The organism is Actinomadura sp. WMMB 499 (assembly GCF_008824145.1).
Lineage (GTDB): Bacteria > Actinomycetota > Actinomycetes > Streptosporangiales > Streptosporangiaceae > Spirillospora.
Window position 1 is genome coordinate 5116250 of sequence record NZ_CP044407.1, and the last position, 15103, is coordinate 5131352.

Annotated in this window: 15 protein-coding genes and 1 riboswitch; of the genes, 6 read left to right on the forward strand and 9 right to left on the reverse strand. The window is 73.1% G+C overall.

Features of this window, described 5'->3' with window-relative positions; translation table 11 throughout:
• The first annotated feature begins 187 nt into the window (after positions 1-187).
• Together F7P10_RS22750 and F7P10_RS22755 are read left to right on the forward strand one after the other, a co-directional pair.
• Positions 188-2272, forward strand: coding sequence for an RNA degradosome polyphosphate kinase (locus F7P10_RS22750; protein ID WP_151012023.1), 2085 nt, complete (start codon positions 188-190; stop codon positions 2270-2272).
• On the forward strand, positions 2265-3161 hold the full coding sequence (locus F7P10_RS22755; RefSeq protein ID WP_151012025.1) for an NUDIX domain-containing protein: 897 nt from the start codon (positions 2265-2267) through the stop codon (positions 3159-3161). The genes F7P10_RS22750 and F7P10_RS22755 overlap by 8 nt, the downstream gene beginning before the upstream one ends.
• Positions 3162-3250: 89 nt before the next feature.
• On the opposite strand, the gene F7P10_RS22760 is transcribed toward F7P10_RS22755, so the two are convergent.
• Positions 3251-4744 (reverse strand): CYTH and CHAD domain-containing protein, encoded by a 1494-nt coding sequence (locus tag F7P10_RS22760; RefSeq protein WP_151012027.1) that lies wholly within the window; start codon positions 4742-4744, stop codon positions 3251-3253.
• A gap of 422 nt (positions 4745-5166) precedes the next feature.
• On the opposite strand from F7P10_RS22760, the gene F7P10_RS22765 reads away from it, so the two are divergent.
• Entirely contained in the window at positions 5167-5577 is a 411-nt protein-coding gene (locus F7P10_RS22765) for an ester cyclase (RefSeq protein ID WP_151012029.1), read from the forward strand.
• A gap of 122 nt (positions 5578-5699) precedes the next feature.
• Positions 5700-6632: a sulfite exporter TauE/SafE family protein gene (locus F7P10_RS22770; protein WP_151012031.1), complete on the forward strand. Its 933-nt coding sequence runs from the start codon at positions 5700-5702 to the stop codon at positions 6630-6632.
• An 18-nt stretch (positions 6633-6650) separates the two neighbouring features.
• Here F7P10_RS22770 and F7P10_RS22775 read toward each other — a convergent pair whose 3' ends face one another.
• Entirely contained in the window at positions 6651-6977 is a 327-nt protein-coding gene (locus tag F7P10_RS22775) for a WhiB family transcriptional regulator (RefSeq protein WP_151012033.1), read from the reverse strand.
• Positions 6978-7140: 163 nt separating this feature from the next.
• On the opposite strand from F7P10_RS22775, the gene F7P10_RS22780 reads away from it, so the two are divergent.
• Positions 7141-7593, forward strand: coding sequence for a GNAT family N-acetyltransferase (locus tag F7P10_RS22780; RefSeq protein ID WP_151012035.1), 453 nt, complete (start codon positions 7141-7143; stop codon positions 7591-7593).
• Between the two features lie 22 nt (positions 7594-7615).
• Here the strand turns inward: F7P10_RS22780 and F7P10_RS22785 are convergent, their stop codons facing one another.
• Entirely contained in the window at positions 7616-8542 is a 927-nt protein-coding gene (locus F7P10_RS22785) for an NADPH:quinone oxidoreductase family protein (protein ID WP_151012038.1), read from the reverse strand.
• Positions 8543-8590: 48 nt separating this feature from the next.
• Between F7P10_RS22785 and F7P10_RS22790 the strand changes: the two genes are divergently transcribed.
• A complete protein-coding gene (locus F7P10_RS22790; protein WP_151012040.1) occupies positions 8591-9208 on the forward strand; it encodes a rhomboid family intramembrane serine protease in 618 nt (205 codons plus the stop codon).
• A 22-nt stretch (positions 9209-9230) separates the two neighbouring features.
• Here F7P10_RS22790 and F7P10_RS22795 read toward each other — a convergent pair whose 3' ends face one another.
• The 6 genes from F7P10_RS22795 to F7P10_RS22820 all read right to left on the reverse strand — a co-directional run bounded on the left by F7P10_RS22795 (position 9231) and on the right by F7P10_RS22820 (position 15101).
• Positions 9231-9977, reverse strand: coding sequence for an SDR family oxidoreductase (locus F7P10_RS22795; RefSeq protein ID WP_151012042.1), 747 nt, complete (start codon positions 9975-9977; stop codon positions 9231-9233).
• A gap of 32 nt (positions 9978-10009) precedes the next feature.
• Positions 10010-11467 (reverse strand): hypothetical protein, encoded by a 1458-nt coding sequence (locus tag F7P10_RS22800; RefSeq protein WP_254715965.1) that lies wholly within the window; start codon positions 11465-11467, stop codon positions 10010-10012.
• Positions 11468-11581: 114 nt separating this feature from the next.
• The gene (locus F7P10_RS22805; RefSeq protein ID WP_151012046.1) at positions 11582-12367 is read right to left on the reverse strand and encodes a sporulation protein; all 786 of its coding nucleotides are present in this window, start codon (positions 12365-12367) and stop codon (positions 11582-11584) included.
• 211 nt (positions 12368-12578) lie between these two features.
• Positions 12579-12902: a multidrug efflux SMR transporter gene (locus F7P10_RS22810; protein WP_151018230.1), complete on the reverse strand. Its 324-nt coding sequence runs from the start codon at positions 12900-12902 to the stop codon at positions 12579-12581.
• A gap of 32 nt (positions 12903-12934) precedes the next feature.
• A riboswitch (guanidine-III (ykkC-III) riboswitch) is annotated at positions 12935-13002 on the reverse strand.
• 46 nt (positions 13003-13048) lie between these two features.
• Complete coding sequence (locus tag F7P10_RS22815; RefSeq protein WP_151012048.1) at positions 13049-13588, reverse strand: putative immunity protein; 540 nt, start codon at positions 13586-13588, stop codon at positions 13049-13051.
• A 184-nt stretch (positions 13589-13772) separates the two neighbouring features.
• Positions 13773-15101, reverse strand: a complete 1329-nt coding sequence (locus F7P10_RS22820; protein WP_151012050.1) for a UDP-glucose/GDP-mannose dehydrogenase family protein — start codon at positions 15099-15101, stop codon at positions 13773-13775.
• Positions 15102-15103: the final 2 nt, after the last annotated feature.

Genomic DNA, 15103 nt, shown 5'->3' on the forward strand with positions numbered 1-15103 from the left:
ATCGCTCGTGCTCGCGCGCGCCGTCCGTCCGGCACCGGGTCGGCGCGTGAACCGGCGTTCACGTTGCGCATCGGCGGCCGGCGGGCGGAGTGATCAACCGGAACCGCGGGCAGGATCCACGGTGTCCGGACCCATCGGCGACCCGTACGTTCGACAGCCGTTCATCTTGGTCAGGAAAAATGGGAACATGACCGTCAACCCAGGACACATCCCCCGTACCAGCGAGGCGCTGCCCGAGGACCGCTTCCTCGACCGGGAGGAGAGCTGGCTCCGCTTCAACCAGCGCGTTCTGGAACTCGCCGAGGACCCGACGCTCCCGCTGCTGGAACGCGTCCGGTTCCTGTCGATCTTCTCCAGCAACCTCGACGAGTTCTTCATGGTCCGGGTCGCCGGCCTCGCCCGCCGCATGGCGACCGGGCTGGCCGTGCAGTCGGCCAGCGGACGGCAGCCGCGCGAGGTGCTGGAACGGACCGGGACGGTCGCGCACGAGCTGATGCTGCGGCACGTCGCCTGCTTCCGCGACGAGCTGCGCCCCGCCCTCGGCAAGGAGGGCATCGACCTGCTGCGCTGGGACGAGCTCGCCGAGACCGAGCAGGAGCGGCTGCGAAGATTCTTCCGCGACCGCATATACCCCGTGCTGACGCCGCTGGTCGTCGACTCCGCGCACCCGTTCCCGTACATCTCGGGCCTGTCGCTCAACCTCGCCGTGATCGTCCGCGACCCGGAGACGGACGCGACGATGTTCGCGCGGGTCAAGGTCCCGCCGCTGCTGCCGCGCTTCGTCGAGGCGTCCCCCGACCGGTTCACCCCGCTCGAGGACGTCATCGCCGCGCACCTCGGGCAGCTGTTCGTCGGCATGGAGGTCGTCGAGCACCACGCGTTCCGCGTCACCCGAAACCAGGACCTCGAGATCGACGAGGACATCAGCGAGGGCCTGCTGCAGGCGCTCGAACGGGAGCTGCTGCGGCGCCGGTTCGGGCCCGTCGTCCGGCTGGAGGTCGAGGAGTCGATCTCCGCGGGCGTCCTGGAGCTGCTCACGACGGAACTGGCGATCGAGGAGGGGCAGATCTACCGGGTCGGCGGGCCGCTCGACCTCGGCGGGCTCGGCGCCATCGCCGACCTCGACCGGCCGGACCTGAAGTACCCGCCGTTCGTCCCGTCGAAGCAGGCGATCCCCGGGGACGCGAGCGTCTTCGCCGCGATCCGCGAACGGGACGTGCTCGTCCAGCACCCCTACGACTCGTTCACGACCACCGTGCAGCGGCTCATCGAGGACGCCGCCGCCGACCCGCGCGTCCTGGCGATCAAGCAGACGCTGTACCGGACGAGCGGCGACTCGCCGATCGTGGACGCGCTGATGAGCGCCGCCGAGGCCGGCAAGCAGGTCGTGGTGGTCGTGGAGCTGAAGGCCCGGTTCGACGAGCGCGCCAACATCGCGTGGGCGCGCAAGCTCGAGACCGCCGGGTGCCACGTCGTCTACGGGTTCGTCGGGCTGAAGACGCACTGCAAGCTCGCGCTCGTCGTCCGGCAGGACACCGACGGCGTCCTGCGCCGCTACTGCCACATCGGCACCGGCAACTACCACCCGAAGACGGCCCGCCTCTACGAGGACTTCGGGCTGCTGACGGCCGACCCGGAGGTCGGGGAGGACGTCAGCGCCCTGTTCAACCACCTCACCGGCTACTCGCGGCAGGGCTCCTACCACCGGCTGCTCGTCGCCCCGCACAGCCTGCGCTCCGGGCTCGTCCAGCGCGTCGAGCACGAGATCGAGAACCACCGGAGCGGGCATCCGGCGCGGGTCCGCGTCAAGTGCAACTCGCTCGTCGACGAGGTCCTGATCGACGCCCTGTACCGGGCGTCGCGCGCGGGCGTCCCGGTGGACGTCTGGGTGCGCGGCATCTGCGCGCTGCGCCCCGGAATGCCGGGACTGTCGGAGACCGTCCGGGTCCGCAGCGTCCTCGGCCGGTTCCTGGAGCACTCGCGCGTCTTCGCGTTCGACAACGGCGGCGACCCCGAGGTGTGGATCGGCAGCGCCGACCTCATGCACCGCAACCTCGACCGCCGCGTCGAGGCGCTCGTCACCGTCACCGACCGCGCGCAGCGGGACCGGCTGATCGAGCTGATCGACATGGCCATGGAGCCGGGCACGCACGCCTGGCGGCTGGACGGCGACGGCGCCTGGACGCGCAACACCCCCGAGCCCGGCGAGACCCTGCGAGACATCCAGACCCACCTGGTGCGGAGCCGCCGCTGGAGGACGGTCGATGGCTGAGGCCCACGAGAAGCCCGGAACGATTCGCGCCGCGGGGGGCCTGCTCTGGCGGGACGGCCCCGGCTCCGCCGGCCCCGAGATCGCCGTGATCCACCGCCCCCGCTACGACGACTGGTCGCTGCCGAAGGGGAAGGTCGACCCCGGCGAGCACGTGCTGCGCGCCGCCGTCCGCGAGGTCGAGGAGGAGACCGGGATCGTCCCCCGGCTCGGCCGCCGCCTCCCGTCCGTCACGTACCGGGCGCGGGGCCGGACGAAGGTGGTCGACTGGTGGGCGGCCCGGCCGGTCGCCGGCGCCGCGTTCGTCCCGAACGAGGAGGTCGACCGGATCGAGTGGCTGCCGCCCGCGCGGGCCACCGCACGGCTGTCCTACGCGCACGACGCCGAGCTGGTCGAGGAGTTCCTCGCCGGGCCCCGCGACACCCGTCCGCTGGTGATCCTGCGGCACGCCGACGCCCTGCGCAAGGACGGCTGGCCGGACCCCGACGAGCTGCGGCCGCTCGCCGCGGCGGGGCGCGCCGAGGCGGTCCGGCTGGCGTCGCTGGTGCCGGCGTTCGGGCCCGTCCGGCTGGTCAGCTCGGCGACCGCCCGCTGCGTCGAGTCCGTCCTGCCGCTCGCCCGCCGCGCCCGGACGACCGTCACCACCGACGGCGCGTTCACCGTCGGGGAGACGAGCCCCGGGCAGGCCGTCGAGCGCCTCCTCGAACTCGTCGCGGACGGCGTCCCGGCGCTCGTCTGCACGCACGGCGAGATCGTCGACGAGCTGGTCGCCGGGCTGTGCCGGGAACTCGGGGAGAAGGTCCCCGACGACCCGTGCCTCGCCAAGGGGGAGTTCTGGGTCGCGCACATCGCCGGGAACGCGATGCCGGCCCTGGAGCGGCACGCGCCCTGACGCCCGGGCGGCACGCGCCCTGACGCCCGGGTGGCACGCGCCCTGACGCCCGGGTGGCACGCGCCCTGACGCCCGTCCCCGCTCCCCGGCTAGAAGGACGGGCCCAGGGTGCGCGACCAGGTCACGGCGAGCCGGTCGCGGGCGGTGTCGGCGCGGCACTCCTCCCGCCCGTACAGGACGCCGAGCGCGAACGCGTCCTGCGCCGTCCTGGCGCGGCGCCTGGCCGCTTCCAGGTGCTCCAGGGCGACCACGGCGTCCTGGTGCTCGCCGAGCACCTCCTGGATGCGCTTGGCGTCCTTGGCGACCCGCTTGGCGGCCGCCCCCAGCACGGGCGTCGCCAGCTCGGCCGCGTAGCGCGCGCGCTTGGCGTCCTTGCGCGTCTCGTGGCGCGCGAAGTCCGGGTCGTCGGCCGTCCCGATCGACCGGTACTGCGTCGCCATCCGGTCCCACGCCCGCGACACCAGCAGCGGCAGTTCCTTGCGGGCCTTGCGCTCCGCGCGCTCGTCCAGCGGCGGGTCGGCGATCAGCGCGTCGAGCGCGTCGAGCAGCTCGAAGTACCGCGCCTCCTTCAGCGACGCGTTCATCCGCCGGTACGCGCCGCGCTCCCGCCGGGCGAGGTCGTCCAGGAAGAACCGCGGGCCGTCCGCGAACCGCATGCGCAGCACCTCCAGGTCGCGGACCTCGCCGAGCACGCCCGCCAGCCAGCGCAGCTCCGCCCGCAGCGGCTCCGTCCGCACCCGGTCGAGCACCGGCCGGTACGACTGCAGCGTGCTGCGCAGCCGCCGCGTCGCCACCCGCATCCGGTGGACGGCGTCCTCCTCGCCCAGCCGCGCCCGCGGGTCGTAGTCGATCAGGCTCTCCAGCTGCCCGGCCAGGTAACCCAGCACCGCGTCGCCCGCCGTCACCGTCGGCAGCTTCCCGTTCGAGGTCAGCGACCGCAGCCGCGCCCGGGTCGCGGCGCGCGCGGTCGCGCCGGGCGCCGCCGGGACGGCCCCGCCGAGCAGCCGGCCCAGCTTCGACGACGACTTCGCCCGCCGCGCGCCCGCCTTCCGCAGCCGCTTGCCCGCCGCCTTCAGCAGGTCCGGCCCGCCGCCGGCCAGCTCGACCTCGATCTCCCGCCACCGGCGCGGCTCGTCGCCCTCCTCCCGGTACGCCGACACCAGGTCGTCGGCGACCTCGGCGAGGGCCGCGCCCTCCGCGTCCCGCAGGACCACGACCGTCCGGCGGGTCTCCAGGACCGCGACGGGGCCCAGCTCGGCGCCGCGGGTGTGGACGGCGACGAGCCCGGCCAGCCGCGGCGGGACGACGCGCGGGCGGCCCAGCGGCGCCCGGTGCTCCTGCTTGCCGTCGGGCCCCGCCGGGACCTTCAGGTGCCAGCCGGAGTCGTCGCCGCCCCGGCGCCGCCGGAGGGTGATCCCGAGCGAGGCCAGCCGCAGGTCGGCGGTGTCGAAGTAGGTCGCGTGCAGCTCCTGGACGCGCGGCGGCGCGGCCTGCGACACCCCCGGCAGATCGTCCAGCGGCGGCAGTTCGAACTCCGCCTCGGCGTCGTACTTCTGCTCGATCTCCAGGTGCCGGTCGGCCACGGTGCGCCTCTTCCTATACCGAGGAAAATCCCACGTGACCAGCAAATCACGCGAAGATGAACAGGGATAGAACGCGCGTCGGTAGCGGCGGGCCCGATAGGTGATATATCCCCCGTCCCCGCCCCGGTGGGCAGGTCTCCCGGCCGGCGGTCGCCGGCAGGCCGGTGCGGAACCGCTCGACGAGGTCGGGGCCGCGAGCCGCCGCTCGCTCCGCTCCCGGCTCGCGAGCGCCCGGCGCGTGCGGGTTCATGGCCAGCGTAACCGGCCAGGACTCGCGCGAGTCGGGCAGGGGCTCGACGCCGGTGGAGGACGGCAGGCGGACGTACGCGAGGCCGAGCGCCCAGCCTCTGGAGGGCACCCCGCACCGCGCGTTCCGCCGACCCGTTTGGCAGGACGCCGGGACGCGTGCGAAGAATGGGTCCATGGATGCGGACGAGCTTTACCGGCGCTGGCTGTTCGACGCGTGGTCGGGCGACTACGGCGTCCTCGACGAGATCATGACGCCGGACTTCGTGGGGCACTGGCCCGCGATGGAGGTGCGCGGCGCGGAGGAGGCGGCCGACCAGATCCGGCACTCGCGCCACATGTTCTCCGACATCGTGAACACGCTGGACGTCGGGCCGGTAGTGGGCGGCGACATCGTCGCGGCCCGGTGGACGTTCCACGGGACGTACCAGGGCGGCGTGCCCGGCGCGACGGCCTCCCCCGGGACGCGCGTCTCGTTCGTCGGGCAGGACATGTTCCGCGTCGCGGGCGGGCGGCTCGCCGAGTACTGGGTGGTGTCGGACGGTGTGGGCCTGATGACCGCCCTGGGCGCCTTCGGCGACTCCTGACGAGCCCTGAACGAGCCCTGAACGCCCGGGGCCGGTGATCTGACCGAACGGTCCGGTTGACCTGAGAGGTCGGCGATGGCCTAATATCCTGTATTCCGACTTATCAAGTAGGGAAGGTGGCCATGCGCTCGTTCGTAGTGCTCGCACTGGTGGGGCTCGGCGCCCAGCTGGTGGACGGGAGCCTGGGGATGGCCTACGGGGTGACGTCGACGACGCTGCTCCTGGCGGCGGGGACGAGCCCGGCGGCCGCATCGGCCACCGTGCACCTGTCGGAGATCGGGACCACGCTGGCGTCCGGCGCGGCCCACTGGCGGTTCGGGAACGTCGACTGGAAGGTCGTGCTCAAGGTCGGCATCCCGGGCGCCTTCGGCGCGTTCGCCGGGGCGACGTTCCTGTCGTGGCTGTCGACCGAGACCGCCGCGCCGTTCATGGCGCTGGTCCTGCTGGCGCTCGGCGTCTACGTGCTCGTCCGGTTCACCCGGCGCGGACCGTCCACCGCGAACCTCGGCAAGCCGCTGCGCCGCCGCTTCCTCGCCCCGCTCGGCGTGGTGGCCGGGTTCGTGGACGCCTCGGGCGGCGGCGGCTGGGGACCGGTCGGGACGCCCGCGCTGCTGGCGTCCGGGCGGATGGAGCCGCGCAAGGTGATCGGCACCATCGACACCAGCGAGTTCCTCGTCGCGGTCGCCGCGAGCCTCGGTTTCCTGACCGGGCTCGGCACCGCCGGGGTCAACGCCGGCTGGGCGGCCGCGCTGCTGCTCGGCGGGCTGGTGGCCGCGCCGGTCGCCGCCTGGCTGGTGCGGCACCTGCCGCCCGCCGTCCTCGGCGCGGCGGTCGGCGGGCTGATCATCGTGACGAACGCCCGGACGCTCCTGCGCAGCGACTGGATCGACGCGGGCGACCCCGTCCGGTACGGCGTCTACGCCGTGCTGTACGCGGTCTGGGCGGGCGCGCTCGGGTACTCGATCAGGCGATACCGCGACGAGCGCCGCGCCGAGCGGGAGACCGAGGCGGCCGGGGCGGCCGGGGAGGCCGCGGTGCCGGAGGCGTCCGGCTGACCGGACGGCCCGCGCGGCTCAGGCGGCGTCGGCGTGCTCGGAGACCGAGGCATCGCCGCGGACGACGATGACCGGGAGCGGGCGGCGGGCGGGGGCGTCGGCGGTGCGGCGCAGGTGGCGGCGCTCCTCCGGGGTCGTCCCGCCCCAGACGCCGTCGGGCTCGCCGACGCGCAGCGCCCAGGTCAGGCAGTCGACCTGGACCGGGCAGTTGCCGCAGATCGCCTTGGCGGCCCGCTCCTGCTCCCGCAGGATCTCCGCGGAGTACCCGATCGGGAAGAACAGGTCGGGATCTTCGCCGCGGCAGATCGCGTGGTCGGTCCAGTGTTCCTCGTTGTCGTTGTGCATGGTGTCTCCCTGCGGCGGTCGCGGCCAGCCGCCGGCTTCGCGGGTCGAGGTACGGTGTCGTCCACCCAACGTAGTACTACAAACGGTAGTACTACAAGTCGTTGGGGAGAACACCGCAACATAGCGTTCGGATAGCCTGGTCGGTGTGCGTCGTGATCAAGAAGTGACCTTCCGTGAGGCGACGGCGGCCGATCTGCCGCGGATCGTCCGGCTGCTGGCCGACGATCCCCTCGGATCGACCCGCGAAACGGCGGGCGAACGCATCCCGGAGGCCTATTTCACCGCGTTCGCCGCGATCCAGAAGGATCCGAACAACTCGGTCGTCGTGGCCGAGATCGACGGCGAGATCGCGGGCACGCTCCAGCTCACCTACATCCCCGGCCTCACCTACGGCGGCGGCGAGCGCGCGCAGATCGAGGGCGTCCGCGTCGCGTCCGAGCAGCGCGGCCACGGCGTCGGCCAGGCCCTCATCGAGTGGGCCGTCGACCGGGCCCGCGCCCGGGGCTGCCGGCTCGTGCAGCTCACCACCGACCGGCAGCGCCCCGACGCCATCCGCTTCTACCAGAAGATGGGCTTCCGCCCGTCCCACATGGGGATGAAGTACCACCTGTCCTGATCAGGGGCCGATCAGGGGTCAATCAGGGGACGAGTGCGATTTTTCCCACGATCCGGCGGTTCAGTAGGTCGTCCAAAACCTTCGGGGCCGAGGCCAGCGGCTCCAACCCGGCCGTCTCGGGTGCCAGCGCGCCCGCCGCGACCATCGCGAGCAGCTCGTCCAGCAGCGCCCGCTGCTCCGGCGGGTGCGCCATCGACCAGGCGCCCCAGTCGACGCCGACGACCGTGCGGTTGCGCAGCAGCACCTGGTTGAGCGGCAGCGACGGGATGTCCCCGGACGCGAACCCGATCACCACGTACCGTCCGCCCTCCCGCAGCGCCCGCAGCGCCGGGCCGGCGAGCGTCCCGCCCACCGGGTCGTAGACGGCGTCGACGCCGCCCTCCGACCAGCCGCGCGCGCCGCCCTTCACGTCCGCGAGGTCGATCGCGGCCTCCGCGCCCGCGGCGACGGCCGCGTCCCGCTTCGGACCGGACGACGCCGCGGCCAGCACCCGCGCCCCGAGCGCCGCCGCGACCCGCACCGCCGCCAGGCCGGTGCCGCCCCCGGCGCCCAGCACCAGCACGGTCTCGCCCGCCCGCAGGCCCGCCCGGTCGCGCAGCCCGAACAGGGCGGTGCAGTGGCTCTGGGTGAACGTCGCCGCCTCCGCCGCCCCCAGCGCGTCCGGGATCGGCACCGCCGCCGCCTCGGGCACGACGACGTGCGACGCGAACCCGCCGAGCCCGCACATCGCCAGCACCCGCTCCCCGGACGGCAGCGTCCCCGCGACCTCGCTGCCCGGGACGAACGGCAGGTCGGGCTTGATCTGGTACCGGCCCTGCACGAACAGGGCGTCCACGTAGTTGACGCCCGCCGCCTCCACCGTGATCAGCACCTGTCCGTCCCCCGGTACGGGGGTCGGCGTCTCCTTGAGGGCGAGTGAACCGAGTTCCTCGCAGACCATCGCACGCATCCGATCAGCATGCCGCAACCAATTCGCGTGGATGTACGTTGGTCTGGTATGAGCTACTCCCCGGAGCGGCAACGCTCGAACGGCCTCGCCAAGCATGGAGCGCGCGCGCTGGGGTCGGCCGTGCTGGTCCTGTCCGTCACCGCGGTGATGTGGGTCCTGGAAACGGTCGACTATGTGGCGAACGGCTGGTTCGACCGGTTCGGGATCGACCCCTGGAACGTCAACGACCTGCCGGACATCTTCACCGCCCCGTTCATGCACGCGGGGTTCGGGCACCTGATCGCCAACACGGTGCCGTTCCTGATCCTCGGGTTCATCGCCGCCACCCGCGGCATCGCGAAGTTCCTCGTCGCGAGCCTGATCGTGATCGTCGTCGGCGGGCTCGGGGTGTGGTTCACCAGCTCGGCCAACACCCTCGGCTCCAGCATCCTGATCTTCGGGTTCTTCGGGTACCTGCTCGGCCGCGGGGTGTTCGAGCGCCGCCTCGTGGACATCGCGATCGCCGTCGGCGTCGTCGCCGTCTACGGGACGATGCTGCTCGGCGTCCTCCCGAGCGACCCCGCCATCTCGTGGCAGGGCCACCTGTTCGGCCTGATCGGCGGCGTCGTCGGGGCGTGGGCGCTGCGCCGCCGCCCGGAGAAGCCCGCCGTCGCGGACCTGCCGTGACGGCGGCGCGACGGTCGCGCGGCTAGCGCGGGCGGACGGTGATCTCGGAGACCACCGCGTCGCGCGGCGTCTCGAGGGCGGCGACGAGGACGCGCGCGACGGTCGCCGGGTCGGCGAAGTCGTCCGGGTCGTAGGCGCGGCCCTCCTGGGCGCGCACGCGCTGCTGCATGGCCGTCGCCGTCCGCCCGGGGAACAGGGTGGTGACGCGCAGGGACGGCTCCTCCGCGCGCAGCGAGTCGGCCAGCGCGTGCATCCCGAACTTGCTCGCCGCGTACGCCGCCCAGTTCGGGTTCGCGCGCAGCCCGGCGGTCGAGTTGACGAACACGATCTGGCCCTGCGCGGCGCGCAGCGCGGGCAGCAGCAGGCGGGTCAGCTCGGCCGCCGACACCAGGTTCGTCGACAGGTGCTCCTGCCAGGTGTCGACGTCGAGGTCGGCGACGGGCGCCAGCCGCACGGTCCCGGCGGCGTGGATCAGGCCGTCCAGCCGTCCGGGGACGTGGGCGGAGGCGAGGGACGCCTCCAGCCTGCGGGGCTCGGCGAGGTCGAGCGCGACCGTGGCGATCGACGCGCCGGTGCTCTGCACCGTCATCTCCTGCGGCGAGAAGATCTGCGTGTTGGCGTGGGCACCGGTCCGCAGCGCCGTGGTCAGCTCGTCGAGCCGGTCGGTGGACCGGCCGGTCAGGATGAGGTCGTGCCCCCGGCCGCGGAGCAGCTCCGCGACCGCCTTGCCGATCCCGCCGGTCGCCCCCGTGATCAGATACGTGCCCATGGCCCCCCATTGTGCCGGGTGGCGGCGCGTGGTCAGTTCGGCCGCAGCACCCGGGTGACGCCCGCGATCAGTGCGGTGGCCAGCACCCAGCCGGTCGCGACGAGCAGGTAGGCGACCCACCGCGACCAGCCGACCGGGTCGTAGGCGAGCTGCTGCCCGAACGTGTCGAGGGGGATGAGCAGGTCGAGGGAGTAGACGAGCGCGTGGAAGTCGGGCAGCTCGTCCGGCGGCCGGATCGCCTTCGGCTTCTCGGCGGAGAACACGGTGGTGCCCACGGCGAGGAGGAACGCGAACCACGCGAAGGCGAGCCACGGCCGGAAGCCGTAGCCGACCGTCCAGTCCAGGAGGTGGTTCCAGGCGCGCCCGACGACGTGCAGCTTGCGGCGGCGCGCGCGCAGCTTGGCAAGCTGCACCTTCCGGGCGAGGTCGTCGGAGCCGACGCCGTGGTACCAGGCGGCGAGCTGCTCGTACGGCTGGAGGTGGAACTGCTCGTCACGGGAGACCCAGTCGAGGCGGTCCTTGATGCCGCCGCCGCGCAGCGTGTCGTACACGAGGCCGTTCAGGTACAGCTCGTCCGGCCAGATCGACGGGTGGTCGTGGAGCACGCCCACGCGGGAGTACGACAGCGACACCCGGCCCTGGATCTTCTCCGACGGCCACAGCAGCAGCTCGTCGGCGTACATGTGGGACGCGTGCAGCGCCATCCGCCCCGGATCGCGGGAGTCCAGGATGCCCTTCGAGAACGACAGGATCCCGTTGAAGCGGGCGCTGCGCAGCCGGACCGTCCCGTTCGCACGGAACCCGGCGCTGAACTCGGCGGCGTCCTCGACCACCATGTTCTGCGCGTCCATGGCGAGCCGTCCCGGATTGGACAGGACGGTCCGTTCCATGAACAGGCCGCCGTTCATCCGGGCCCCGACGAACCGGACGCCGCCGGTGATCTCCGCGTCCCGGATGAACGTGCCGACGTCCACGACGAGCCCGCCGCTGAACAGCGCCCACTGGTCCGGGTCGGTCGCGGTGATGCGCGTCCCGTTCATCCGGAACCCGCCGGACAGCTGGGCGCGCGGCAGCCGCACCTGCCCCTCGATCGTCGAGCCGGACAGGCTGAGGTAGCCGTCCGCGCGCAGCCCGCCGCCGTCGAAGCCGGGCATCCGGCAGTCGGCGAACCGGAGCTGGCGGGTCTCGGCGTTGGAGAGGTCGGGCTCCTCCACCAGCAGGCACCGCTCCAGCCGCAGCTCGTGCTCGACGATGCCGCCGGACACGTCGATCTGCCCGCTGATGTACGCGCCGCGCAGCTTCAGCGCCGCGACCGCGCCGGGCTGCGTCTCCCCGGCGCCGAGCAGCAGCCGGGTGATGACGTGCGCGCTGACGGTCCGGTCGGGCAGCGGCTCTTCGGGCAGGTCGTCGCCGAGGACGACGGGGGTACCGGTGGGGAAGGCGGCCCACAGGCGCTCTTCGGCGGGGGACAGACCGGGGGGCGGAGTCACATGCACCATTTCTACGCGCCGATCCCCTCCACGATCAAGATCGCGGAGGGGATCGGCGCGGGCTCGGGACGGCCTGTTCCGGACGGCCTGTTTCGGACGGTGGGGTCCGGGACCTTAGAAGAAGCCCTTGCGGCGGCCGGCGTCCTGGAGGAAGCCGTTGAGCTGCCCCTCCCAGTCGGTGTTGCCGACGCTCGCGTAGTCCACCCGGAAGCGGCTGAACGAGTCGTGGCCCTCGGTGAACACGCCGCCGCGCTTGTCGAGCTCCAGGACGACGTCCATGGAGTCGGGGTAGGCGACGAACGTCACCTCCAGCTGCTTGATGCCGTTCGCGTACTGCGCGGGCGGCGCGAACTCGATCTCCTGGTAGAAGGGCAGCCGCTGGTCGACGCCGTAGATGCGGCCCTTCTCGCAGTCGGCGTTGCGGAACCGGAAGCCGAGGTTGCCGAAGGCCTCCAGGATGCGCTCCTGCGCGGGCAGCGGCTGCACGGAGATCGGGTCGAGGTCGCCCGGGTCGATCGCGCCCGCGACCTCCAGCTCGGTGGCGAGCCCGACGGTGGTGCCGAGGAGGGGGCGCCCGTACATGTGCGTGAGGGGGGCCTCCCACGGGATGGGGAACTCGAACGGGATGCTGTGCCGCGAGCCGTCGTCCAGCTCGAAGCCCCCGGCGAGGGACACCTTCGCGTACTCGAGGTTGCTGACGTGCTCGGAGTCGCCCGACTCGACCTCGACCCTGCTGCGCAGGGCCAGGTTCAGCGACTTGATGTTCGAGTCGTGCTGGCCGCCGATCAGGGTGACCTCACCACGGACGACGCCGCCCGGCTGAGTGTTCGGGTTCTGCAGGACCGTCTCGACCTGCGGGCCGCCGATGCCCATCGCCTGGCGGAGCTTCTTGAAGACCAAGGTTCTACCTCCCGTGGTGGTGCCTGGCGCCCCCTGGCGCTCTCGACACATAGACGCACATGTCGGGGTTCGCGTTCCAGCCTGGCAGGAAGGCCGACCTGGGGAAAGGCGAAGCGGCGCCGGAAAGCGGACGCCGCCGGTGCCGACCGGTTCCGGACCGGCGGCGCCGCGTCGGCGCCGCCTCGGCGTCCGGGCCGTCCGGGCCTTTCGCTCAGTGCCCCCCGCCCGCCAGGTTGAGACCGATGACGCCGACGATGATGCAGGTCAGCGCCCCGATCTTCAACGCGGACACCTGATCGCCCATGAGGATCATGCCGAGCGCGGCGGTGCCGACGGCGCCGATCCCGACCCAGACGGCGTAGGCCGTCCCGACGTCGAGCGTCCGCAGCGCCATGTTGAGGAGGCCGAAGCTGACCGCGGCGAAGCCGAGGAAGCCGAGGGACGGCCACAGTTCGGTGAAGCCCTTGCTGGCCTTGAGGCACAGGGCCATCGCGACCTCGAAGAGGCCGGCGACGATGACGAGGATCCAGGCCATGATCTGCTCCCGGTGGACGAGACGACTGCGGTGCCGCGTCGTCTTGTCGTACCGGGTACGGCGCACCTCGTCCGGGAGGACGCGCGTCGAGCGCCCTCGTGTCGGTCAACGCCCCGCCCGTCCTCCCTGTTCCCGCCGCGGGCGGGTCAGCGGAGCGCCGCGTCCAGCTCGCGGATCAGCGCGCCGACCCGTCCGCCGCCGGGCGGGGCGGCGGGATAGCGCCGCAGGACGTCCACCACGGCGGGCGGCGCGAGGATCCGCGACTGCGCGATGTGGCCGGCGCCGACCGCCGGGTCGTCGCCGGTCGCGAGTTCGAAGGCCCGCGCGGCGTGCGCGGCCGCGCCGAGGATGTGCTTGACCTGGGTGGACTTCGCGAGGGGGTGGAGGAACGCGGCACCGGCCGCGCCCACCGCGGCGCGCGCGGCGTCGCTCGCCGCGGCCCGCCCCGCGGCGCGGGCGTCCTGGTGGGAGCGCCACGCCGCCCACGCGCCGTCCCGGATCGCCCTGGTCCGCTCGCCCCCGTCGGCGAACGCCCGGGCGGCGTCGATCGCGGTCCGCGGGCGCCGGTCGTCCGGACGGTCCCGCTCGAAGATCACCAGAGCCGGACGGGCGCACGCCGCCGCGAAGCGGGCCACCTCCCGGAGTTCGGCCAGGCTGAGCTCGATCGTCGGGGAGTCGTCCGCCATGGCACCGTCCTCCTGCGTGGGGCGAAGTCACCTCGACCGTATCGTTGAACCTGCGGTTGAAACTTTTGCGCCAGTTCCGAGCGTACGACGGGGTGAACCCTCAAACGCGGGACCCACATGGAACCGGCGGCGGCCCGCTCCCCGGGAGGGAGCGGGCCGCCGCCGGTGCCAGGGGTGCCCGAGGTCAGCTGCGGCCGAGGGCGCGGTACTCCCAGCCCGCGGCGCGCCAGCGGTCGGCGTCGAGGGCGTGCCGGCCGTCGACGATCCGCTTGTGCCGGACGACCTCGGCGAGGGCGTCCGGGTCGACCTCGCGGAAGTCCGACCACTCGGTCAGCAGGACGACCACGTCGGCGTCCCGTGCCACGTCGAACGCGCTGTCGCCGTAGCGGAGCTCGGGGAACGCGCGGCGCGCGTTGTCGAGCGCGGCCGGGTCGAACACCCGGACGTGCCCGCCGAGCCCGTGCATGGTGCGGGCGACGTCCAGGGCGGGCGCGTCCCGGATGTCGTCGGAGTTCGGCTTGAACGCCGCGCCCCACGCCGCGATCCGCTTGCCGGAGATCCCGCCGAGCATCTCCCGGACGAGGTCGACGGTGCGGGCCCGGCGGCGGCGGTTGATGTCGTCGACCTCGCGCAGGAACGACACGGCCTGGCCGACGCCGATCTCCTCGGCGCGGTGCGCGAACGCGCGGATGTCCTTCGGCAGGCAGCCGCCGCCGAAGCCGAGGCCCGGCTTGAGGAACTTGCCGCCGATGCGGTCGTCGAGGGCGAGCGAGTCGGCGAGGTCCTTGATGTCGGCGCCGACGGCCTCGCAGACCTCCGCCATCGCGTTGATGTAGGAGATCTTGGTGGCGAGGAACGAGTTCGCCGCGACCTTGACCAGTTCGGCCGTGGCGAGGTCGGTGCGGACGACGGGGGTGCCGAGGTCGAGGACGGGACGGAACGCGGCCTCGAGCCGCTCGTAGGCCCAGTCGGACGCGACCCCGAACACGAGCCGGTCGGGCCGCATCGTGTCGTCCACCGCGAAGCCCTCGCGGAGGAACTCGGGGTTCCACGCCAGCTCGACGTCCGTCCCGGCGGGCGCGAGCTCGTGCACGATCCCGGTCAGCCGCTTCGCCGTCCCGACCGGGACGGTCGACTTGCCGACGACGAGCGTGCGGCGGTCCAGGTGCGGGGCGAGGGCCCGCACGGAGGCGTCGACGTAGGTGAGGTCGGCGGCGTCCGAGCCGGGCTGCTGGGGGGTGCCCACGCAGATGAAGTGCACGTCGCCGAACCGGCCCGCCTCCTCGAAGGAGGTGGTGAAGCGCAGCCGGCCCGACTCCAGGGCCTTGGTGAGCAGCTCCGGCAGGCCCGGCTCGAAGAAGGGGACCTCGCCGGACGCCAGTTTGCCGACCTTGCGCTCGTCGACGTCCACGCCGAGTACCTCGAAGCCCAGCACGGCCATGCAGATGGCGTGCGTCGCGCCGAGGTAGCCGGTTCCGATGACGGTGAGCCTAGGGGCGTCCGTCTGAGTCATGG